The organism is Variovorax frigidus (assembly GCF_051216515.1).
Taxonomy (GTDB): Bacteria; Pseudomonadota; Gammaproteobacteria; order Burkholderiales; family Burkholderiaceae_C; genus Variovorax.
Genome location: NZ_JBPJZF010000002.1, coordinates 366804 through 388258 on the forward strand (window position 1 = coordinate 366804; position 21455 = coordinate 388258).

General features: G+C 67.5%; 21 protein-coding genes. 10 read left to right on the top strand and 11 right to left on the bottom strand.

What is annotated here, in order from left to right; genetic code table 11:
* The first annotated feature begins 39 nt into the window (after positions 1–39).
* Complete coding sequence (locus tag ACSFBC_RS06985) at positions 40–1008, top strand: Bug family tripartite tricarboxylate transporter substrate binding protein (protein ID WP_435509583.1); 969 nt, start codon at positions 40–42, stop codon at positions 1006–1008.
* A 31-nt stretch (positions 1009–1039) separates the two neighbouring features.
* Positions 1040–1564, top strand: a complete 525-nt coding sequence (locus tag ACSFBC_RS06990; protein WP_435509584.1) for a carboxymuconolactone decarboxylase family protein — start codon at positions 1040–1042, stop codon at positions 1562–1564.
* 45 nt (positions 1565–1609) lie between these two features.
* On the opposite strand, the gene ACSFBC_RS06995 is transcribed toward ACSFBC_RS06990, so the two are convergent.
* The 7 genes from ACSFBC_RS06995 to hda all read right to left on the bottom strand — a co-directional run bounded on the left by ACSFBC_RS06995 (position 1610) and on the right by hda (position 8580).
* Positions 1610–2614: an inorganic phosphate transporter gene (locus ACSFBC_RS06995; RefSeq protein ID WP_435509585.1), complete on the bottom strand. Its 1005-nt coding sequence runs from the start codon at positions 2612–2614 to the stop codon at positions 1610–1612.
* A gap of 13 nt (positions 2615–2627) precedes the next feature.
* Positions 2628–3272, bottom strand: a complete 645-nt coding sequence (locus tag ACSFBC_RS07000) for a DUF47 domain-containing protein (RefSeq protein ID WP_435509586.1) — start codon at positions 3270–3272, stop codon at positions 2628–2630.
* 105 nt (positions 3273–3377) lie between these two features.
* On the bottom strand, positions 3378–4541 hold the full coding sequence (locus ACSFBC_RS07005) for a polysaccharide deacetylase family protein (RefSeq protein WP_435509587.1): 1164 nt from the start codon (positions 4539–4541) through the stop codon (positions 3378–3380).
* A gap of 41 nt (positions 4542–4582) precedes the next feature.
* Positions 4583–5572, bottom strand: a complete 990-nt coding sequence (locus ACSFBC_RS07010) for a glycosyltransferase family 4 protein (RefSeq protein ID WP_435509588.1) — start codon at positions 5570–5572, stop codon at positions 4583–4585.
* Positions 5573–5784: 212 nt separating this feature from the next.
* Positions 5785–6240, bottom strand: coding sequence for a 2-amino-4-hydroxy-6-hydroxymethyldihydropteridine diphosphokinase (folK, locus tag ACSFBC_RS07015; RefSeq protein WP_435509589.1), 456 nt, complete (start codon positions 6238–6240; stop codon positions 5785–5787).
* Positions 6237–7853, bottom strand: coding sequence for a polynucleotide adenylyltransferase PcnB (gene pcnB / locus ACSFBC_RS07020; protein ID WP_435509590.1), 1617 nt, complete (start codon positions 7851–7853; stop codon positions 6237–6239). Before pcnB ends, folK begins: the two co-directional genes overlap by 4 nt.
* 40 nt (positions 7854–7893) lie before the next feature.
* Positions 7894–8580 (bottom strand): DnaA regulatory inactivator Hda, encoded by a 687-nt coding sequence (gene hda, locus ACSFBC_RS07025; RefSeq protein WP_435509591.1) that lies wholly within the window; start codon positions 8578–8580, stop codon positions 7894–7896.
* A gap of 170 nt (positions 8581–8750) precedes the next feature.
* Here hda and purM point away from each other — a divergent pair, with 170 nt between their 5' ends.
* The 4 genes from purM (at position 8751) to ACSFBC_RS07045 (ending at position 11906) form a co-directional block, all read left to right on the top strand.
* On the top strand, positions 8751–9791 hold the full coding sequence (purM, locus tag ACSFBC_RS07030) for a phosphoribosylformylglycinamidine cyclo-ligase (protein WP_435509592.1): 1041 nt from the start codon (positions 8751–8753) through the stop codon (positions 9789–9791).
* A gap of 27 nt (positions 9792–9818) precedes the next feature.
* Positions 9819–10880 (top strand): AI-2E family transporter, encoded by a 1062-nt coding sequence (locus tag ACSFBC_RS07035; protein ID WP_435509593.1) that lies wholly within the window; start codon positions 9819–9821, stop codon positions 10878–10880.
* 169 nt (positions 10881–11049) lie between these two features.
* Entirely contained in the window at positions 11050–11475 is a 426-nt protein-coding gene (locus tag ACSFBC_RS07040; RefSeq protein ID WP_435509594.1) for a VOC family protein, read from the top strand.
* A gap of 68 nt (positions 11476–11543) precedes the next feature.
* Positions 11544–11906 carry a DUF1428 domain-containing protein gene (locus ACSFBC_RS07045; RefSeq protein ID WP_435509595.1) on the top strand — a complete coding sequence of 121 codons (363 nt, stop codon included), beginning with the start codon at positions 11544–11546 and terminating at the stop codon, positions 11904–11906.
* Here the strand turns inward: ACSFBC_RS07045 and yccS are convergent.
* From yccS to murJ, 4 genes are read right to left on the bottom strand one after another with little or no spacing between them, the layout of a single operon-like run.
* The gene (yccS, locus tag ACSFBC_RS07050) at positions 11884–14286 is read right to left on the bottom strand and encodes a YccS family putative transporter (protein ID WP_435509596.1); all 2403 of its coding nucleotides are present in this window, start codon (positions 14284–14286) and stop codon (positions 11884–11886) included. The two genes, ACSFBC_RS07045 and yccS, sit on opposite strands and share 23 nt — an antisense overlap.
* Positions 14287–14317: 31 nt before the next feature.
* Positions 14318–14797 carry a VOC family protein gene (locus ACSFBC_RS07055; protein WP_435509597.1) on the bottom strand — a complete coding sequence of 160 codons (480 nt, stop codon included), beginning with the start codon at positions 14795–14797 and terminating at the stop codon, positions 14318–14320.
* Positions 14797–15648 (bottom strand): SirB1 family protein, encoded by an 852-nt coding sequence (locus tag ACSFBC_RS07060; protein ID WP_435509598.1) that lies wholly within the window; start codon positions 15646–15648, stop codon positions 14797–14799. The genes ACSFBC_RS07055 and ACSFBC_RS07060 overlap by 1 nt, the downstream gene beginning before the upstream one ends.
* A gap of 58 nt (positions 15649–15706) precedes the next feature.
* A complete protein-coding gene (murJ, locus tag ACSFBC_RS07065; RefSeq protein ID WP_435509599.1) occupies positions 15707–17272 on the bottom strand; it encodes a murein biosynthesis integral membrane protein MurJ in 1566 nt (521 codons plus the stop codon).
* 380 nt (positions 17273–17652) lie between these two features.
* Here murJ and rpsT point away from each other — a divergent pair, with 380 nt between their 5' ends.
* The 4 genes from rpsT to ACSFBC_RS07085 all read left to right on the top strand — a co-directional run bounded on the left by rpsT (position 17653) and on the right by ACSFBC_RS07085 (position 21454).
* The gene (gene rpsT, locus ACSFBC_RS07070; RefSeq protein WP_183025535.1) at positions 17653–17967 is read left to right on the top strand and encodes a 30S ribosomal protein S20; all 315 of its coding nucleotides are present in this window, start codon (positions 17653–17655) and stop codon (positions 17965–17967) included.
* A gap of 342 nt (positions 17968–18309) precedes the next feature.
* Positions 18310–19083, top strand: coding sequence for an SDR family oxidoreductase (locus ACSFBC_RS07075; protein ID WP_435509600.1), 774 nt, complete (start codon positions 18310–18312; stop codon positions 19081–19083).
* 77 nt (positions 19084–19160) lie between these two features.
* On the top strand, positions 19161–19613 hold the full coding sequence (locus ACSFBC_RS07080) for a hypothetical protein (protein ID WP_435509601.1): 453 nt from the start codon (positions 19161–19163) through the stop codon (positions 19611–19613).
* Between the two features lie 86 nt (positions 19614–19699).
* Entirely contained in the window at positions 19700–21454 is a 1755-nt protein-coding gene (locus tag ACSFBC_RS07085) for a monovalent cation:proton antiporter-2 (CPA2) family protein (protein ID WP_435509602.1), read from the top strand.
* Position 21455: the final 1 nt, after the last annotated feature.

Below are 21455 nucleotides of genomic sequence, written 5' to 3' on the forward strand. Positions count from 1 at the left end.
ACCCGCCCCACCCACAACAAGATTCACGAGAGACAACCCATGATTCACCGCAGACTGCTCATCGCCGGCGCCATGGCAGCCGCCCTCGCCGCGCCGCTCACGGGCTGGGCGCAAGCGCCGTACCCGAACCAGCCGATCCGCCTGATCGTGCCCTTCGCGCCGGGCGGCGCGGTCGACCAGACCGCACGCACGATCAGCAACGCGCTGGGCGAGCGGCTCGGACAGCCGATCGTGGTGGAGAACAAGCCGGGCGCCAGCGGCACGCTGGGCGCCGGGGAGCTCTACCGCGCCAAGCCCGACGGCTACACGCTGATGCTCGCGCTCGACTCGCAGGCGGTGAACCACCACATTGTCAAGAACCTGCCCTTCGACACCTTCAAGGACTTCGATTACCTCAGCCTGTTGGTGACCACGCCGCAGATCCTGGTCACGCGCAACGACCTGCCCCCCAAGACCATCGAGGAGTTCGTGAGCTACGTGAAGGCCCACCCCGGCATCGCGTATGGATCGGCGGGTACCGCGTCGGCCGGGCACGTCAACAGCGCCCAGCTCTCGATCATCAAGCAGTTGCAGACCACGCACATCCCCTACAAGGGCGCTGCGCCGCTGCTGACCGACCTGCTGGGCGGGCATATCGACTTCGCCTTCGCCGGCCTGTCGGTGATGCTGCCGCACGTCAAGGCAGGCAAGGTCAAGGCCATCGCGGTCAGCTCGTCGGGCCGCTCCAGGCAGCTGCCCGACGTGCCGGCGATGAACGAGTCGGTCCCGGGCTTCGAGTTTCCGACCTGGATCGGCCTGGTCGGCCCCAAGGGCCTGCCTGCACCGGTGCGCGAGAAGCTCCTCAAGGCGGTGCACGACGTGATGCACGACCCGCAGGTGGAACGCCGCTTCGCCGATAACGCCTTCGACATCGTGAACAGCAGCCCCGAAGTCTTCGCCACGCGCGTGCGCAAGGACTCGGACATCATGGCCGACCTGGTCAAGCGCAAGATCGTCTCGGGCGACTGACGCCCTCACCCCTCTTCACCGAAAGACCCGCATGGCACGCCTTCCCTACGCCGACACCGACAGCGAGGCCACGCGCCCGCTGGCCCAGCGCATCGTCGCCGAGCGCGGCAGCATCCTTCACCTGTACCAGATGCTGCTGCACAGCCCGCCCGTGGCCCAGGGCTGGCTGGGCTACCTGACCGCGATCCGGCAGCAGTCGACGCTGTCGGGCGCGATCCGCGAGATGGTCATCATCCGCGTGGCGCAGATCAACCGCGCGCCCTACGAGGCCGACCAGCACATCCCGATCGCCCGGCAGGAAGGCGTCTCGGCGGAGAAACTGGATGCCCTGGAGAACTGGGCCGACAGCCCGCTGTTCGACGCCACCGAGCGCGCGGTGCTGGCGTACACCGACGCCATGACTCGCAACGTGCAGGTCGACGAAGCGATTTTTGCCAGCGTGTCCAAGGTCTACGAGCCGCAGCAGTTGGTGGAACTGACCGCGACAGTGGCCGCGTACAACATGGTCTCGCGTTTCCTCGAGGCGCTGCAGATTCATTCGACCGACCATCGGTGAAAAGTGCAGGCCCCGGCATGCGGGCCTGCACTTCTCGCCTTCAGATCAGAAGATCTGCAAACTGACCCAGTAGGCAATCGCCGCCACGAAAGCCGCTGCCGGAATCGTGAAGATCCAGGCCCAGACGATGTTGCCCGCCACGCCCCAGCGCACCGCGCTCGCGCGCTGCACCGAGCCCACGCCGACGATGGCGCCGGTGATGGTGTGGGTGGTCGACACCGGGATGCCCAGGCCGGTGGCCAGGAACAGCGTCAGCGCGCCGCCGGTCTCGGCACAGAAGCCGCCCACGGGCTTGAGCTTGGTGATCTTCTGGCCCATGGTCTTCACGATGCGCCAGCCGCCGAACATGGTGCCCAGCGCGATCGCCGCGTAGCAGCTGATGATGGTCCAGGTGGGTGGCGCGTCGACGGCCGAATGGCCGGTGGCGATCAGCAGCATCCAGATGATGCCGATGGTCTTCTGCGCGTCATTGCCGCCGTGGCCCAGGCTGTAGGCACCGGCAGACACAAGCTGCAGCCGCCGGAACCACCGGTCCACGCGCGAGGGCGTGGCGCGTCGGCAGACCCAGGCCACCGCCACCATCATGAGCGAGCCGAGCAGGAAGCCCAGCAGCGGCGACACGAAGATGAAGGCCACGGTCTTCCAGATGCCGCCGGCCACCAGCGCGCTGGCGCCGGACTTGGCCATCACCGCCCCCACGATGCCGCCGATCAGCGCATGCGACGAGCTGCTCGGGATGCCGTAGTACCAGGTCACGAGGTTCCAGGTGATCGCGCCGATGAGCGCGCCGAACACCACGTGCACGTCGACGATGCCCGGCTGCACGATGCCCTTGCCCACCGTGGCCGCCACGCTCAGGTGGAAGACGAAGATCGCGATCAAATTGAAGAAGGCCGCGAAAGCCACCGCCTGTCCGGGTTTGAGCACCCCTGTCGAGACCACGGTGGCGATCGAGTTCGCCGCGTCGTGGAAGCCGTTCATGAAGTCGAACGCGATCGCCAGCAGCACCAGCAGCACCACGACCCACAGGCCTACCTGTACGGTTGCCATGAGCCCCCGCGCTTCAGGAGTTCTCGAGGACGATGCCCTCGATCACGTTGGCGACGTCCTCGCACTTGTCGGTGATGGTCTCGAGCAGCTCGTAGATGGCCTTGAGCTTGATGACCTCGCGCACGTCGGGCTCTTCACGGAAGAGCTTGCTCATGGCGCTGCGCATCACGCGGTCGGCGTCCGATTCGAGGCGGTCGATTTCCTCGCAGGTCTTGAGCACGGCCTCGGCCACGGCCGGGTCGGCGATCTTGCCGAGGAACTTGACGGCGTCCTTGAGGCGGTCGCAGCACTTCACGCTCAGCGCGGTGAGGCGGACGATCTCTTCGGTCATGTGGCGCACGTCGTAGAGCGCCATGGTCTCGGCCGAGTCCTGGATCAGGTCGGCCACGTCGTCCATCGTGTTGATGAGCTTGTGGATCTGCTCGCGGTCGATGGGCGTGATGAAGGTCTTGTGGATCAGCCGGTTGACGTCGTGCGTGACACGGTCGGCCGCGCGCTCGGCGTTGTCCACGTCGCGGTTGTACTGCTCGCGCAGATGCACGTCGTTGTAGTTGGTGACCAGGTTCTCGAATGCACGCGCGGCCTCCACGATGCGGTCGGCGTGCTGGTTGAACATCTCAAAAAAATTGCCCTCTCGGGGCAGCAGCTTGCCGAACATGACGTTGGCTCCTTAAACAGTACGGATGTCACTGTGATGACGTTTTTGTGACACCCGGGAGTGTAAGGGCCGCGCCGTGGCGGCTGTTGCGTGCGCACCGCAGGCTCAGGACTGGAGCACTTTCGACTTGACGAACAGCGCCGCCTTCTTGAGGTTCTGCAGCCTGCGTGCAAGACTCACCGGCGGAGTGTGCGCACCGGTGCCCGGCACGTAGGCCATGCGCCAGGCCTGCCGCATGAAAGGCGCGTTCGCCCGCAGCAGGCCGCCGCGCTTGTGCTCTGCCGCCAGGTAGTTGCCGTTGTGGGAGCGCAGCATCAGCTCCGCTGCGCTCACCGGAATGCTGTCGAACAGCGCATAGACATCCGCCTCATCGCTGAGCCGCACCGTCTCGTCGGCATCGGGATCGACGCGCAGGTACCGGCCCTGGGCCGTGCGCAGCGCGACCTTGCCGCGGCCCCGATGCTCCAGCACGAACTGGCTGCCATCCGCGCCCGCCCTGCCGCCCGACCAGCTCAGGGTGGCCGAGGCCGCATCCTGGTACTGAAGGAACCGACCGTTCTGCCCTTTGAGCCCGAAGGTATCGGCGGCCGGCGAAGTCAATTGCGGATCGTCGATTTCGTCGAGGCCGACGAAGCGGTAGCCCAGCGCCTGCAGCTGCGGGATGAGTTGCCGCGTCAACTCCAGCGTGCGGCTCTTGGCCGCGACGGTGTCCATGTCGGCCGTGCCGTCGTGCATGACGACCACGCCCCGGCCCTTCTGCGCGATGTCCGCCAGATACGCCTGCGTGGTTTCCTCCACCGATTTGCCCAGGCGCCAGTAGTGGCAGTCGATGCCTGCGATGTCCCAGTAGATCGGGCCCACGTGCCGGAACGAACTGCGGATGTCGACGTTGAGTTCCTTCGCGACCTCGGGCGACCATTTGCCGTAGGTCGCCCTGAAATAGACCGGCCCGCCGTCGTTGTATTTCTGGATGACGGTGTTGGTGCGGATGACCTGGTCGCGCACGTCGCCGTTCACCGAGACGTAGTACGGCAGATCGGGATGCTCGTAGGTGTGGTTGCCGATCAGATGGCCGTCGGCATGCAGCTGGTCGAGGATGTCAGGATGCGCCACCGCGAACTTTCCCACCACGAAGAAGGTCGCGCGGACGCCCCGCTCCTTCAGAAAGCGCCCGATCTCGGCGCTCGCGGGCCCCGGGCCGTCGTCGTAGGTCAGGCACAGCGTCTTATCCGGCAGACGGATGTCCTCGATGCTCTTCAGCGAAAACATGGTGTCGTGTCCCGGGTGAACCGCAAGGCAAGCAAGGGCGCTCAGGCGAACAGGTTCAGGTACTTCTGCGCCACGTTCCGGGTGGAACGATCACGCAGATACGCCACCTTGGCGTTCGACATCGGGTCGCTGTCGCGTTCGTCGAGGGCGCGCTGCAGGAGCTTCGTGAGCGCCTCGACATCGCCCATCGGAAAGACCTCGCCGAATCCATCGACTGCTTCCGCGAGCCCGCCCGCATCGGCTACCACCATCTTGCAACCACACGCCAGGCCCTCGAGCGCGACGATGCCGAAACCTTCCGGGCCTGTCGACGGCACGATCATCACGCGATGGCGGTTCATGGTCCGGGCCAGTTCCTCGTCCCGCATGAAGCCCAGGAATCCGACGCAATCGCCCAGGCCCAGGCGCTCGACCTTGGCATTCAGCGCCTCGTACTCGTAGCCGTGCCCGACGATGTTCAGCCGGAAGGGCCTGTGCAGTCGGCTGCAGGCCTCGATCAGCAGCTCGCACCCCTTCTGCGACACAAGGCGGCCCACGAAGAGAAAGTCGATGCTCCGGGGCTCCTCGGGGTAGAGGCGGAACACCTCGTCCTTGTAGCAGTTGTAGACGACGGTCGAATCGACGGCCAGCGCGCGCGCCACGCTGTGGCTGACCGCGATATTGGTCCCCGCGGCCTTGATCGCGATGTTCTTCAACCGGGTCTTGGGACCGTGGGAGTTGATCAGGTGGAAATCGTTGTGCGAGACCACCCACTTCTTGAAGGGGTTGAACAGAAACAGCCAGACCCCCTTGAGGGTGATGTTCGGCATGTAGACCACGTCGCTCCAGAAGAACAGCTTCAGCTGTGCCCATTTGCTGGAGGCGTGCACGACCTCGATGCCCTGCAGCGGGGCATTCTTCTTCTGGACCTGCTCGGTGACCACCTTGACCTGGTGGCCGGACTTCAAGAATTCCTGGGCCAGCGACAGCGTCAGGTTTTCGATGCCTCCGATCGCCGGGTGAAACACCGAGCTGTAAATCAAGATCTTCATTCGACAGTAATTTCCTGGTTGCCTGGCACCCCCGTACGCAACTGCTCGACAACTGTTTTAGGAATACTTGAATCAGGCGCCGAGTCCTGACTGATGATCGCGCGGTCTCTGTGCTTACTCATCTTAACGCCACCTGATCAATTTACGAACTTTTGAACTAAGAGAGCGGTGCCAGCCACTGTGCAGCTGTGCACATACGACGACAAAACGGCTCAGAGCCGCTGAATCGCCTGGTCCGCCACCCGCGCGAGTGCGGCTGCGCCGACCTGTTCGGGCGCCACCTCGGCCAGCGGCAGCAGCACGAAGGCGCGCTCCTGCAGCCGGGGATGCGGCAATGTCAGGGTCGTGCTCTGCATGACGGTGTCGCCATGGCGCAGCAGGTCGAGGTCGAGGGTGCGCGGGGCGTTGCGGTAGGAGCGCTCGCGCCCGGCACGCCGTTCCAGTTGCTGGAGTTCGGCCAGCAAGGCCTCGGGCGCCAGGGCGGTGTCGAGCGCCACGACCGCATTGATGAAGTCCGGCCCCATCGCGTCGACCGGGGCGCTGCGGTAGAGCGAGGAGCAGGCGGTCACGCGGGTCTGCGTCAGGCCCGCGAGATCGGCCATCGCCTGGCGCACCGTGGCCTGCGCGTCGCCCAGATTGGCGCCGACGGCGACGAAGGCCAGGGTCATGCGTCGGCGGTGCCGGAGCCGCCGTCGCCTGCACCGGCCGGACGCGGCTTGCGGCGGCGGCGGCGCTTGCGCGGCGCTTCGCCATCGGGCGGCACGGCCGACTGTGCGTCGGATTCGGAGTCGGAGTCGGCCTCATCGGACGCGTCGGTGTCCGGCGCCTGCTGGCGACCCGGCGCATCCGATGCGGCCGGCGCGCGCGCGCGCACGCGGGTGCGCACGGGCGTCTTGGCTTCCTCGCGCACCTGGTCGAGCAGGTCCTGGCGGCGCAGGTCGTCGGCGGTGCTGAATTCCTGCCACCACTCGGCGATGGCCTCGCCGACCTCGCCCACGTCGGCGCGCAGCCGCATGAAGTCGAAGGCCGCGCGGAAGCGCGCCTGCTCGACCAGGCTGTAGGGCGTGGAGCCCACGCGCTTGTCGAAGCGCGGCTGCATCATCCAGATCTCGCGCATGTCGCCGCCGAGCTTGCCGCGGCCCGACACGTCGCCGATGCGGGTGTTGAACACGTCGTCGATCGCGTCCTGCAGCGCCGGGAAGGCCGGCTGGCCGCGCTGGCCATGGCGGCCCTCGAGGCGCTGGGCCCAGCCGTCGCGCACGTCGGCCCACAGCACGCAGGCCAGCAGGAAGCTCGGCGCCACCGGCTTGCCTTCGCCCACGCGGCGGTCGGTGTCCGCCAAAGCCGCCTTGACGAAGGGCTGGTCGGCGCGCTCCACCACCACGTCGAGCAGCGGATAGATGCCGGTGGCCAGGCCCAGCTTGCGCAACTGTGCGATGGTGGCGATGGCATGCCCGGTCTGCAGCAGCTTGAGCATCTCGTCGAACAGGCGGCTCTGCGGCACATCGGCCAGCAGCTTGCTCGAGGCGATCAGCGGCGCGGCCGTCTTGGGCTCGATCTCGAAACCCAGCGCGGCCAGCTTGGCCGAGAAGCGGATTGCGCGAATGATGCGCACCGGGTCTTCGCGGTAGCGCGTGATCGGGTCACCGATCATGCGCAGCACGAGCTTCTTGGCGTCCTTGATGCCGTTGTGATAGTCGACCACGATCTGGCTGGCCGGGTCGTAGTACATGGCGTTCACGCTGAAGTCGCGGCGCGCCGCGTCTTCTTCCTGCGGGCCCCAGACGTTGTCGCGCAGCACGCGGCCGCTCGAGTCGACCGCGTGGGTCATGCCCGCGAGTTCGCCCTTGCTGGTGCGCTCGTTGCCCTTGACCTGCTCGGCCGCCGCGTTGTCCATGTAGGCGCGGAAGGTCGAGACCTCGATCACTTCGTGTTCGCGGCCGCGGCCGTACACCACGTGCACGATGCGGAAGCGCCGGCCGATGATGAAGGCGCGGCGGAACAGGCTCTTGACCTGTTCGGGCGTGGCGTTGGTGGCCACGTCGAAGTCCTTGGGCCGCAGGCCCAGCAGCAGGTCGCGCACCGCGCCGCCCACCACATAGGCCTCGTAGCCCGCCTGCTGCAACGTGGTGACCACGTTCTTGGCGCGCTCGTCGACCAGCGCCGGGTCGATGCCGTGCACGCTGGCCGGCACTTCCTGCCGCTTGCCGAAGCGCGACTTGGCGCTGGCGCCCGCGCCGGCGGACTTGCCCAGCAGTTTGTCGATGAATGTCTTGATCATTGGGAGAAGGTCCGGGCGCGGGATGGCGCCCCAGTTGGCTTTATTCGTTTTCGAGCATCGATCGGATCAACGGGATCGTCACCGCGCGCTGCGTCTGCAGCGCATAGCCGTCGAGATGATCGAGCAGCTCCATCAGGCTGCCCAGATCGCGGCTGAAGCGATGCAGCATGTAATCCAGCACCTCGTCGCTCAGCTGCACGCCGCGCGCATCGGCCGCCTGGCGCAACACGGACCGGCGTTCGGCCTCGTCGAGCAGCTGCAAGTGGAACACGTGCCCCCAGCCCAGCCGGGTGCGCAGATCTTCGCGCAACGCCAGGTCGGCCGGCGGCAGTGCGCCGGCCGCCACCACGCCGCATTGCAGGGACTGGGCGTTGACGAACCAGTTGAAGGCCGCATGCTGCTGGACCGCCGTGTAGAGGTGCACGTCGTCGAGCATCACCGCGCCCCAGCGCTCGTCGAATTCGGGCGGATGCAGCGTGGCCGCATTCATCCAGCCGACCAGCGCGCCCTGCTCGCGCAAGGCGCTGTGCACCGATTCGAGCAGGTGCGTCTTGCCGCTGCCGCTTTCGCCCCAGAGGTAGGTCGGTACCGGGGAATGCAGCGTCGGCACGTGCGCCTCGCCGAGCCAGACACGCAGGTGACGCACGGCCGCCTCGTTCGGTCCGGCGAAGAAGCCGGACAGACTGGGGACGGTCGAAAGACCGATGTCGAGCACGAGCTGCTTCATGCCTGGAGCGAAGCGGGCGACAGCCGTGGCAAGGTGGGCACAAAAGAGGGGTTCATGGCGAAGGGCGCGGCGGCCCTTAAAATCGTCATGAATTCTATCGGCCCGGCTGTTCCGGTCCCCGATGCCCCGCCTCCCCCTTCCCCGCCCCGTCTGTCAAGCCTCGCCTGCCCATGAACTCCACCTCGCACACCCCGCTCAGCTACAAGGACGCCGGCGTCGACATCGACGCGGGCGATGCCCTGGTCGACCGCATCAAGCCGCTGGCCAAGAAGACGATGCGCGAAGGCGTGCTGGCCGGCATCGGCGGCTTCGGCGCGCTGTTCGAGGTGCCCAAGCGCTACAAGGAACCCGTGCTGGTCAGCGGCACCGACGGCGTGGGCACCAAGCTCAAGCTGGCCTTCGAATGGCAGATGCACGACACGGTCGGCATCGACCTCGTCGCCATGAGCGTCAACGACGTGCTGGTGCAGGGCGCCGAACCGCTGTTCTTCCTCGACTACTTCGCCTGCGGCAAGCTCGACGTGGACACCGCCGCGGCCGTGGTCGGCGGCATCGCCCGCGGCTGCGAGCTTTCGGGCTGTGCGCTGATCGGCGGCGAAACCGCCGAAATGCCCGGCATGTACCCGGCCGGCGAATACGACCTGGCGGGCTTCGCGGTCGGCGCGGTCGAGAAGTCGAAGATCCTCACCGGACAGGACGTGAAGCCCGGCGACGTGGTGCTGGGCCTGATCTCCAGCGGCGTGCATTCCAACGGTTTCAGCCTGGTGCGCAAGGTCATCGAGCGCGCGGGCGCCGACCTGCCCGCCACACTCGACGGCAAGCCCTTCCGCGAAGCCATCATGGAACCCACGCATCTGTACGTGAAGCCCGTGCTCGAGGCGCTGACCAAGCACCCGATCAAGGCGCTGGCCCACATCACCGGCGGCGGACTGCTGGAGAACATCCCGCGCGTGCTGCCCGAAGGCACGGCCGCGCACCTGAAGAAGGGCAGCTGGCCGCAGACCGAACTGTTCGCCTGGCTGCAGAAGGTGGCCGGCATCGACGACATCGAGATGAACCGCACCTTCAACAACGGCATCGGCATGGTGGTGGTGATCGATGCGGCCGAAGCCGCCGCCTGCGCCGCCACGCTGCGCGCCGCGGGCGAGACGGTGCACGAGATCGGCACCATCGCCGAACGCGGTACCGGCGCAGCCGTCGTCGTCGCCTGACCCGCCCCGACTGACGCCGCCCGCCACGTGATCGAAGCCTCCGCCGCCGTCCGATCCCGTCCCGTGCTGATTGCCAGCTATGTGCTGATCGCCGCGGCCCTGTTGCTGATCATGTGGCAGGGCCTGCTGCCCGGCCTGCTGTGCGTCTGCATCGGCTTTCTCGCCACGCGCTGGTTCGCGCGCGTGATCGAGGCCGGCCTGCGGCGCAGCCGGCGCATCAAGACACCGCCTCCGGCCGGCGCGTTGACCTCGCCGACCGCGCGCACCATCGCCGCCACGCTGGTGATGCTGGCGCCCATGGCGCTGATGGCGCTGGCTTTCTCCGAGGCGCGCGACTTCGTGCTCAACGCCTCGGAGCAGTACCGCGAGCTGCTCGACTACATCGCGCGTACCGTGCTCGAGCTGCGGCTCAAGCTGCCGCCCGAGATGGCGGTCTACCTGCCCGAAGGCGCGGCCGAGATCCAGCGCGTGATCGCCGGTTACCTGCGCGCCCAGGCCGGCGCACTGGCGCTCACGGGGCGCGCCTGGCTGGGCGGCCTGCTGTTCGCTTACGTGGGCCTGATCGTGGGTTCGCTCGCGGCCGTCGCGCATGCGACCACGACGCGGCGCGCGCTGGCCGAACAACTGCATCGGCGCATCACGCTGTTCGGCGAGACCTTCGGCCAGATCGTCGCGGCCCAGTTCTGGATCGCGGCCTTCAACACATTCCTGACGGGCGTCTTCCTGCTGTTCCTGCTGCCGCTGTGGGACCTGCGCCTGCCCTACACGCCCGCGCTGATCACGCTGACCTTCGTCGCCGGCCTGGTGCCGATCGTGGGCAACCTGCTGTGCAACGTGGTGATCACCGTGGTCGGGCTCTCGGTGTCGCCGGTCACGGCGCTGGCCTGCCTGGGCTTTCTGATCCTGATCCACAAGGCCGAGTACGTCATCAACGCCAAGGTGGTGGGCAGCCGCACGCAGATGGCCGTGTGGGAGCTGCTGGCCGTGATGTTCGTGGCCGAGGCGGTGTTCGGGCCCGCGGGCCTGGTGGCGGCGCCGCTGTTCTACGCCTACCTCAAGAAAGAGCTGCAGGCCGCGCAGCTGGTCTGAGCCCGCGGCCCGCGCGCCGGGCCGCTCTGTTTCCTTTCCTCGTTTCTCGCGCCGTTCCCGCGCCGACATACGGGTCTTGTCTGGACGCCGTCCCCGCGTCTTGCTACGCTTTGTGGACGGCGTACACAAATAAGCCGCGGTCTTTACCCCATCCTCGCAAGGAGCTTCCATGTCTTCCTTCAATGCCTATCTTTTCTTCGACGGCACCGCGGCCCAGGCCATGCCCTTCTACAAGAGCGTGCTCGGCGGCAAGCTCGAGGTCATGACCTATGCGCAAATGCCCGGCGCCGAGGTCGACAAGCTCTCGGCCACCTCGGCGGCGCGCGTGATGCATGCCTGTCTGAGCTTCGACCACGGCGCGCTGATGGCCTCCGACGACATGGAAGGCAAGCCCTATGACCCGATGAAGGGCTTCTCGCTCACGCTCAACTACGACGAGGTGCCCGAGGCCGAGCGCGTGTTCAACGCGTTGGCCGAGGGAGGCACCGTCACCATGCCGTTCGCGAAGACCTTCTGGGCCGAGCGCTTCGGCATGTGCACGGACCGCTTCGGCACGCCGTGGATGGTCAACGCCGGCATGTCGAAGTCCGCGTGACACCGCCGATCCATTTGCTGCTGCGCTGGCGTCTTGCCCCTCACACCCACCCTGCCAGGAGATCTCCGATGGCCCGCTATGTCGATGGTTTCGTCGTCCCCGTCCCCAAGGACAAGCTGCCTGCCTATCGCCGCTTGGCGCAGAAGGCCGGCAAGATCTGGCGCGAGCACGGCGCGCTGGAATACATCGAATGCGTGGCCGACGACGTGAAGCCGGGCAAGCAGACCTCCTTCCCGCAGAGCGTCAAGCTGCTGGAGGACGAGGTGGTGGTGTTCTCGTGGATCGCCTATGCCTCGCGCAAGCAGCGCGATGCGATCAACGCCAAGGTGATGGCCGATCCGCGCCTGAAATCGATGATGGACCCGAAGGCGATGCCCTTCGACGCCCAGCGCATGTTCTTCGGCGGCTTCAAGACGCTGGTCGAACTGTGATGTCCTGAATTGATCGACTCAGGTCCGTCTTGGCACGGACGGAGGGGATGCCGCGCGCCCTCGGATGTGACGCCGGGCGTCGAAGTCGACGGGCACGCGGCCCACTGAGCACACGAGCGGCAGGCTCAGCGCGTGCCGCTGCCGCCTTCGGACGCCACGGGCACCGGGCCGGCCGCCGGTGCCGCGGCCGCGCGCAGCCATTCTCGGTGTGCGCGCCCAGCGCATCGATCTGCAAGCCGATCAGGCCGAGCTGCGTGCGCACCAGCGCGACGGTCTCGTCGGCATCGGGTGGCGCCGCCAGCGCGAGCGCCTCGCGCACCGGCTGGCCGGTCGCACCGCCGCCGCTGTCCGGAAAGCCGCGCTCGAAGGCCTGTGCCAGCCTGTCGAGCGCCGCCGCGCCGCCCTCGATGCTCTGCTGCAAGGCCGCCGCCGAATGCGCCTGCGCCAGCGAGATGCGGTGCGCGCCGAGTGCCGACACATAGCTCAGCAGCGTGTGCGAACGGATCAGGAAGCGCAGTGCCACGCCCGCATGCGGGCGCACCACGCCGGGCTCGCGGAACATGTCGCTCACCGCGGTGGACAACGCCGCATCGGCGTTGTGCGCGTTGCGCCGCGCGAGCCGGTAGGCCAGGTCGTCGCGCGCGCCCGAACGGTACTGCGCGCCGATCTGTCGCAGGTAGGCCGCATGCGCCTGCATCGCGGCCGCGGCCAGCGCATTGATGCGGCGCGCGGCCCAATGCGGCAGCACCAGCACCATGGCCAGGCCCGCGAGCACGCTGCCGATGGCGGTGTCGATCAGCCGCGGCCACAGCAGCAGGCCGCTGTCGCCGACCTGGTTGAAGAACATCAGCACCAGCAGCGTGATCGCGGCGGTCGCGAGCAGGTAGCGGCGGGCGCGCGCGGCGAAGAAGAACACGCCGGCGCCCACCGCCACCAGCGACTGCAGCCAGGGCAACGGGAACAGCGTGAGCACCGCCCAGCCCAGCACCACGCCCAGGGCCGTGCCCGCCACGCGCTGGCCCATGCGCGCCATGGTCTCGCCGTAGGTCTGCTGGCAGACGAACAGCGTGGTCAGCAGGATCCAGTAGCCCTGCGCCGGGTGGATCCACTGCATCAAGCCGTAGCCGGCCACCAGCGCCACCGCGAGCCGCACCGCATGCCGGAACAAGGGCGTACGCGGCGTGAGTTGGCGTCGCACGCGTTCGACCGCATCGCGGCCGCTGCGCGGCGAGCGGTCGTAGAGGTCCATGTCGGTGCGCCCGGCCTGGGCCGTGGGCTGGCTCGCGCCCGCGAGCTGGCCGTCGAGCTGCGCCAGATTGCGGGCCAGCGCCTCGACCGAGGCCAGCAGCGCGCGCCGCTGCGGCGTGCAGTCCCGCGCGCGTTCGTGCGCGATGGCGCTGCGCAGGTCGGACAGCGCCTGCACGGTCGCGCCGCCGACGACGAAGGGCTCGCGCCGCGCGATCGACAGCGCCAGGCGCTGGCAGGCCTCGCCCTGGAGCGCCAGCACGCGCTGACAGCGGTAGAGCACGTCGCTGTGGAAGAAAGCGTCGGCCAGCGCGTTGTAGTCGTCGTGCGACGAGCTGGCGCGCTCGTGCACGTCCTGCGCGATCAGGTAGAGCCCGCGGTAGCGCGTGATGCGGCCGGTCGGCGTGCGGGTGCCGACGCGCCGGAAGATGCTTTCCTTGGCCGCGTTGAGTTCGGCCACCACGCGGCTGTTGAGCTGGGCCAGCGACAAGCGCTTGCTCTCGATGTCGACACCGCGCAAGGGCTCGAACAGCGAGGCCTTGAAGCGCACATAGCCGCCCAGCGCGTCGAACAGCCGCACCAGCAGCGCCTGCACCGGCTCGGCCGGGAACAGCGCGGCCCAGCCCACCGACCAGGCGCCGTACCAGGCCGCCCCGGCGAGCAGCAGCGCCACTTCGTGCCAGCGTGGCTCGGAGGCGGCCGCGTGGTCTAGGCTCAGCGTGGTGTACATCGCGAGGATCAGCGTGGCGTGGCCGATGGCCTTGAAGCGCGCTTCGATCGCACCCAGCATGGTCAGTGCGAAGGCCGAACAGGCCAGGCCGATGATGAACAGCCAGGGCCGACCGAACAGCGCTTCGATCGTGAAGGCCATGGCGGCGAAGCAGACCAGCGTGAGCGCCTGCGCGCGCCAGCGCCCCTGCCAGCTGTCGTCGGTCTCGGCCAGCGCGCTCGCGATGGTGCCCAGCGCCAGTGGAATCAGCACATGGGGCTGGCCCGACAGCACGCAGAAGAGCATCAGGCTGCCCAGCGCCAGCAGCACCCGCAGCGGCTGGCCGCTGGCGGCGAACAGCCATCGGCGGGGCGACAGGGCGAGCGCGTGGTCGGTCATGGGGTCGTGCTGCAGGATGCGTGCCACGGCGTGGCGCCGCGCACCGGCGAGGGCGGGTTCAGAGGTAGCCGCAGAAGCGCAACACGTGGCCGTCGGGCTCGCGGATCGCGAACTCGCGCAGGCCCCAGGGCTGCGAGGCGGGCGGCTCGATGATGTCGACGCCGCGCTGGAGGTAGGCCGCATGCAGCCCGTCGAGGTCGTGACCGACGTGGATCACGATCTCGCCGCGCCAGGGCCGCACCTCGCGCGTGTTGCATTGCCACAGGCGGATGTAGACGGGGTCGCCGAAAGTGCGGTCGCCTGGCGAAGCGCCGGGCCGCCCCAAGCTTTGCCGCTCCCCTTGGGGGACGGCGTCGACGCAGTCGGCGCCAAGGGGCACATGTTTGACGCGTGCGTAGCTCGGCGGCTCGCCCGCGATGAAATCGAGTTCAAAGCCGAGGATTTCGCTGAAGTAACGCGCCGCGCGCGCCGCGTCGGCCACCGGCAGTACCGGCTGCACCCCATGGAACTGGTGCCGGGTGCCGAGGTCGGTGGCCATCAGCTTTTCGCGCGGCGCAGCGCCGCCGCCTGCTCGGCCACCGCATCGATGTCGAGCGCGTCGTCGGCATGTCGAAGGTAGGTTTCGAGGTCGCGCACCGCCAGCGCCGTATGGCCCTGCGCTGCGTGGGCCAGGCCGCGGTCGCGGTGCTCGGCCCAGGCGTCGGGCAGCAGCGCCACGAGGCGGTCCTGCACCGCGATCACGCGTTGCCAGTCTTCCTGCGCGCGGTGCACTTCCTTCAGATTGCGCAGCATGCGCGCAATGATCTCGCGCGGCTCAGCGGGCTGCAGGTACAGGCCCAGCGGGATGTCGAAGTCGCCGACCAGGCCGTTGCTGCGCTTGTAGGGCTCGAGGCGCTCGCTGAGCTCTTCCCGCGACAGCGACTTGCCGTTGAAGGGGTCGATCACCACCTGCCCCTTGGGCAGCGTGACCTTGATCATGAAATGGCCCGGGAAGGCCACGCCGCGTGCCTGCAGGTCCAGGCCCTGGGCCAGCTCCATCCACAGCACGGCCAGCGAGATCGGGATGCCGCGCCGCGTGCGCAGCACCGCGTTGAGGTAGCTGTTGTCCGGGTCGTAGTAGTCGTTGACGTTGCCGCCGAAGCTCAGGTCGTGGAAGAAGAACTGGTTGAGCGCGCGCAGCCGGGCCAGCGGCGCCGCATCGGCCGGCAGGCGGCGCTTGAGGCGGGCCAGCAGCTGGTCGATGTCGCCCAGCACCTGCTGCACGTCGAGTTCGGGGTATTCGTCCTGGGCCAGCGCGGCCGCGGCTTCGAGCAACGGGAAATGGTCGTCGCTCTTGACGAGCGAATCGAAGTATTCGAGGGCGGTCGGGGCCGTGAAGCTGAACGTCATGTGGCTTTGTAGAGGAGCGCGCGGGGAGCGTCAAGGCGACAACGCCCCGCTTCGCGGGCTATCGCTTGATGAAACTGCGCAGCCTGATGCCCAGCAGGGCCAGCACCGAGAAATAGAGCAGGGCCGCGGCCGCGATCAGCGCCGCCAGCAGCCCGATGCGCTGCAGCCGTGCGGCCCGCAGCGCGACCCAGTCGAAATGGTGCGCGCCCCAGTACAGCAGCACGCCCAGGAATGCCGAGGCCACCAGCACCTGGAGCGCGAACCGAAGCCACCCAGGCTCCGGCCGGTAGCTGCCGCGCCGCATCAGGCCCGCCAGCAGCCACAGTGCATTGATCACGGCGCCGATGGCGATCGTGAGCGTGAGCGCGGCATGCTGCAGGATCGGCACCAGCACCAGGTTGAGCAGTTGGGTCAGCACCAGCACGGCCACGGCGATCCGCATCGGCGAACGCATGTCGTGCTTGGCGTAATAGCCGGGCGCCAGCACCTTGATCGCGACGATGCCGACCAGACCCGCGCCGTAGCCCGCCAGCGCCAGGGCGATGCGCGGCACGTCGGCGTCCTTGAGGGCGCCGTAGTGGAAGAGCACCGCCACCAGCGGCCCGGAGAACACCAGCAGCGCGACCGCGCAGGGCACCGACAGCAGCACGACCAGGCGCAGGCCCCAGTCGAGCAGCGAGGAATAGCGGGCGTCGTCCTTGGCCGCGCGGGCCCCGGCCAGCTGCGGCATCAGCACCACGCCCAGCGCCACGCCGAGCATGGCGGTCGGGAACTCCATCAGCCGGTCGGCGTAGCTGACCCAGGTCACGCTGCCGGGCGCGAGGTGCGAGGCGATCTGCGTGTTGATGAGCAGCGAGATCTGCGCCACGCTCACGCCGATCAGCGCCGGCAGCATGAGCTTGACGATCTTGCGCGTGGTCGGATCGGCCCAGGCCGCACGCACCGCGCGCCAGCTGACGCCGACCCGCGGCAGCATGCCGATGCGCCGCAGGGCCGGCAGCTGGATGCCCAGCTGCAGCATGCCGCCGACCATCACGCCGATGCACTGCGCATAGATCGGCTCGATCCCCCAGCGCCGGAACAGCGGCGCGCCGATCAGGATCGACAGGATCAGCGCCACGTTGAGCAGCACCGGCGACGCCGCCGGCACCGCGAACTTGCGCCAGGTGTTGAGCACCCCCCCGGCCAGCGCCACCAGCGACATGAAGCCGATGTAGGGGAACATCCAGCGCGTCATGAAGATGGCCGCCTCGTAGCCCTGCGCCGTCTGCTGCAGCCCGCTGGCCATGCCCCAGACCATCAGCGGCGCGCCCACCACTCCGGCGATGCACAGCAGCACCAGCGTCCAGGTCAGCAGCGTCGCCACATGGTCGACCAGCGCCCGCGCGCCCGCGTCGCCGTGTTCGGTGCGCGTGGCCGCCAGCACCGGCACGAAGGCCTGGCTGAACGCGCCCTCCCCCAGCACCCGGCGAAACAGATTGGGAATGCGGAACGCGACATTGAAGGCATCGGTCAGCGCACTCACGCCGAACACCGAAGCCATCAAGAGATCGCGAACCAGCCCCGCGACCCGCGAAGCGAGGGTCAGGAGCGAAACGGTGGAGGCGGATTTGAGCAGGGACACGGCGCGGAAGTGTAGGCTCCCCCTGGCTGTGCCACGGTCTACCAGCCCAGAAACACGGCCGAACCGAGCGCCGGAGCATCCGGTAAGCGCCCCCGTCGATACGGCAACGGCCGCTCCAGCGAGGTCCAGGGACACCGCGGCACCGGCTTTGCCGGGCCGCTGGTGTCGCCCCCGGAGGGGGAAGGCGAAGCGACACGAAGTGCGCAAAGCCCTCGGGGGAGAGCCCAGTAACACCGCGGAACCGGCTTTGCCGGGCCGCTGGTGTCGCCCTCGGAAGGGGGAGGGAGGCTACACGAAGTGAGCAAGCCTGGGGGAGAGCTAATGCTCGAGCTATAATCTTTGGCTTTGCTGCATCATCCCCAGACACAAGGAACCTAAAAATGGCATCCGCAAAACCCAAAAAGAAGAACCCGCGCCTGGCGTCGGGCCGCAAGCGCGTCCGCCAGGACGTCAAGCTCAACGCTGCGAACACCTCGCTGCGCTCCAAATACCGTACCGCGGTCAAGAACGTCGAGAAGGCCGTGCTGGCCGGCGACAAGACCAAGGCCACCGAACTCTTCGCGAAGGCCCAGAGCATCGTCGACACCGTCGCCGACAAGGGCATCTTCCACAAGAACAAGGCTGCTCGCGACAAGAGCCGCCTGTCGGCCAAGGTCAAGGCACTCGCCCTGGCCGCACCGGCAACCGCCGCCTGACCCTGTCAGGCCAAGCCCGGACTGGTTTCCAGTCCGCCGTTTGACAGGGGTGCGCTGCAGCAAAGTGCAAAAAGTGAAAAACCGCCTTCGGGCGGTTTTTTCATTTTCACCATGACGTCAGCATCAAAATCGGCTGGCGTTCGTTGAGGCTCGCCACATCGAGTTTCCCTGAGAACAACCCGCTTCCACTTCCCCGACATTGAACTGCTCCGTGCCGTGGGCCTGCCATGCGCACCGTTTTCATTGGGTGCAATTTTTGGACAGTCTATCCAGTCAATGATGGCTTATCTCTCGAGCGGTGCTGCCTAGACTTCCATCTTCGCCACACCCAAGGAGATCCGCATGGCTGACCATTCCATCCAAGGCAAGACCGTACTTATCGCCGGCGGCGCCAAGAACCTCGGCGGGCTGATCGCTCTCGACCTCGCCAAGCAGGGCGCCAAGGCCGTGGTCGTCCACTACAACAGCGCGGGCAGCAAGGCCGATGCCGATGCAACCGTCGCCGCGGTCAAGGCGGCAGGCGCGCAGGCCGTTGCGATCCAGGCCGACCTGACGACGGCCGGTGCCGTCGAGAAGCTGTTCGCCGATGCCATCGCCGCCGTCGGCAAGCCCGACATCGCCATCAACACCGTCGGCAAGGTGCTCAAGAAGCCCATGGCCGAGATCAGCGAGGCCGAGTACGACGAAATGACGGCAGTCAACGCCAAGACCGCCTTCTTCTTCCTCAAGGAAGCCGGCAAGAACTTGAACGACAACGGCAAGATCTGCACCGTGGTCACCTCGCTGCTGGGCGCGTTCACGCCCTTCTATGCCGCCTATGCCGGCACCAAGGCGCCGGTCGAGCACTACACCCGCGCGGCGTCCAAAGAGTTCGGCGCTCGCGGCATTTCGGTGACGGCGGTCGGCCCCGGCCCGATGGACACGCCATTCTTCTACCCGGCCGAAGGCGCCGATGCGGTGGCGTACCACAAGACGGCTGCAGCGCTCTCGCCATTCAGCAGGACGGGTCTGACCGACATTCACGACGTGGTGCCGTTCATTCGCCATCTGGTGAGCGATGGCTGGTGGATCACGGGCCAGACGATTCTCATCAACGGTGGATACACCACCAAGTAGACCGCCCCGAGCTTTTTCACGGCGCTGTCCCGCGGGCAGCTGCAGTGGGTGATCGACCATTCGCGCGAAGGGTCGTCGTGCCCGGTGCCGAGATCGGCGAAACCCGCCTGGCGGCCACGGCAAAGAGCCGCGTCATGCCGATTCAGCAGACGGATCTGGACGAGATGATCCCGCGCGGGTTCGCTTTGACTCCCACCTGGAATCTGGAATGGCTTTTTATCGTTCGCCGCGCAAACAATGAGAACTACGGGAGATTCGACATGCATGTGCTGATGGTCATGGCTGGAGGCCTGGTCCTCCTGGGCGTTTTCGTGTTGTTCGGCTGGCTCTGGGGCGCGAATGCGGCGGGCATGGCGCTGGCGGCCAAGGCCTTCGTACCGGCCTGGCTGTTGGTGGCGGGTATCAACATGTGGGTGGGCGTCGCGCACGCAGGCTACAGCGTGCGGGAAGAATTTCCGATTCTGTTGCTGGTTTTCGCCGTGCCCGCCGTTGCGGCCGGTATCGCGGTCTGGCAGCTCTCGCGCCACTAGGATGACACCCCCACGCTCATCGCTTCGCGTATCGCTGCCCCGCAAGGGGGCGCGTCAGTGCCTACGGGCAGTCGGGCGCCACTGACATGTCGGTCGAAGGCAGTGCCGGTGACCTGGTCAAGGTCGTGACCTTGCTGGCCGCGGCGGTCGTGGCCGTGCCCCTGTTCAAGCGACTGGGCCTGGGTTCGGTTCTGGGCTACCTCGCAGCGGGCCTGGCGATCGGCCCCTTCGGCCTGGGGCTGTTCAGCGACCCCCAGACCATCCTGCACACCGCCGAACTCGGGGTGGTGATGTTCCTTTTCGTCATCGGATTGGAAATGCGCCCCTCCCACCTGTGGCGCATGCGGCGCGACATCTTCGGCCTGGGCAGCCTCCAGGTGGTGGTCTGCGGCCTGCTGCTCACTGGAGTGGGCGTGGCCTTCGGTTTTTCGCTGGCCGTGTCCTTCGTCAGTGGCATGGGCTTCGTGCTGACCTCCACCGCCATCGTCATGCAACTGCTGGGTGAGCGCGGTGACATCGCAGCTGCGCGCGGCCAGAAGATCGTGGCCGTCCTGCTGTTCGAAGACCTGCTGATCGTGCCGCTGCTGGCGCTGGTAGCCTTCATTGCGCCGGTTGATCCTTCCGCACCGGCGGCAGGGTCGCGCTGGGCCGGCATCGCCATCGCGGCCGGCGCATTGGCGGCGCTGGTCGCGGCGGGCACCTGGCTGCTCAACCCGCTGTTCCGCATCCTGGCCAACGCCAAGGCGCGCGAGGTGATGACCGCCGCCGCCCTGCTCGTGGTGCTGGGGGCTGCACTGCTGATGCAGTGGGGCGGCCTGTCCATGGCGATGGGCGCCTTCCTGGCCGGTGTGCTGCTGTCCGAGTCGACGTTTCGCCATCAACTCGAAGCCGATATCGAGCCGTTCCGAGGTTTGTTGTTGGGCCTGTTCTTCCTGGGTGTTGGCATGTCGCTGGACCTGGCCGTGGTCGCGCGCAACTGGCCGATCATCGTGGCCGGCGTGCTGGCCATGATGGTCGTCAAAGGGCTGTGCATCTACGGCGTGGCGCGGCTGGCGAAGAGCACGCACACCGACGCGCTGGACCGGGCCGTGTTGATGGCCCAGGGCGGCGAGTTCGCCTTCGTCCTCTTCGCCGCAGCGCTGGCCAACCGCGTGATCGATCCGACAGTCAACGCCAACATGACGGCGATCGTGGTGCTTTCCATGGCGTTGACGCCGCTGGTCGTGATCGCACACCAACGCTGGGGCCCCAAGCCGAAGGTGTCCCTTGAGGGAGCGCAGGCACCGCAAGCACTGGCCGGCAGCGTGCTCATCATCGGCTTCGGACGCTTCGGACAGGTCGCGAGCCAGCACGTGCTGGCCATGGGCGCCGATATCTCCATCATCGACCACGAACCCCAGGTGGCACGCGACGCCAAGGACTTCGGCTTCAAGGTGTACTACGGGGATGGCACGCGCGCCGACGTGCTGCATGCCGCCGGCGCGCACCACGCCCGCGCCATCCTGGTGTGCGTCGACGATCGGCAGGCCGCCACACGGATCGTGGAACACGCCAAGGTTGCGTTCCCCCATGCCCGCGTGCTGGCGCGCGCGCACGACCGCGAGCATGCCATCGAGCTGATCAAGGCCGATGTGGACTACCAGATCCGTGTCACCTTCGAATCGGCCATGGCCTTTGGATGCGAAGCCGCAATGGCCCTCGGGGCGACGCCCGAAGCGTCGCAGGACGTTGCGGCGGATGTGCGCCGCAAGGACGCCGAGCGCCTGGCAATGGAGGTGTCCGGCGGCATCTATGCCGGCAGGTCCCTGATTCGAGGCAATGCCGAACCGAAGGACGGATGAC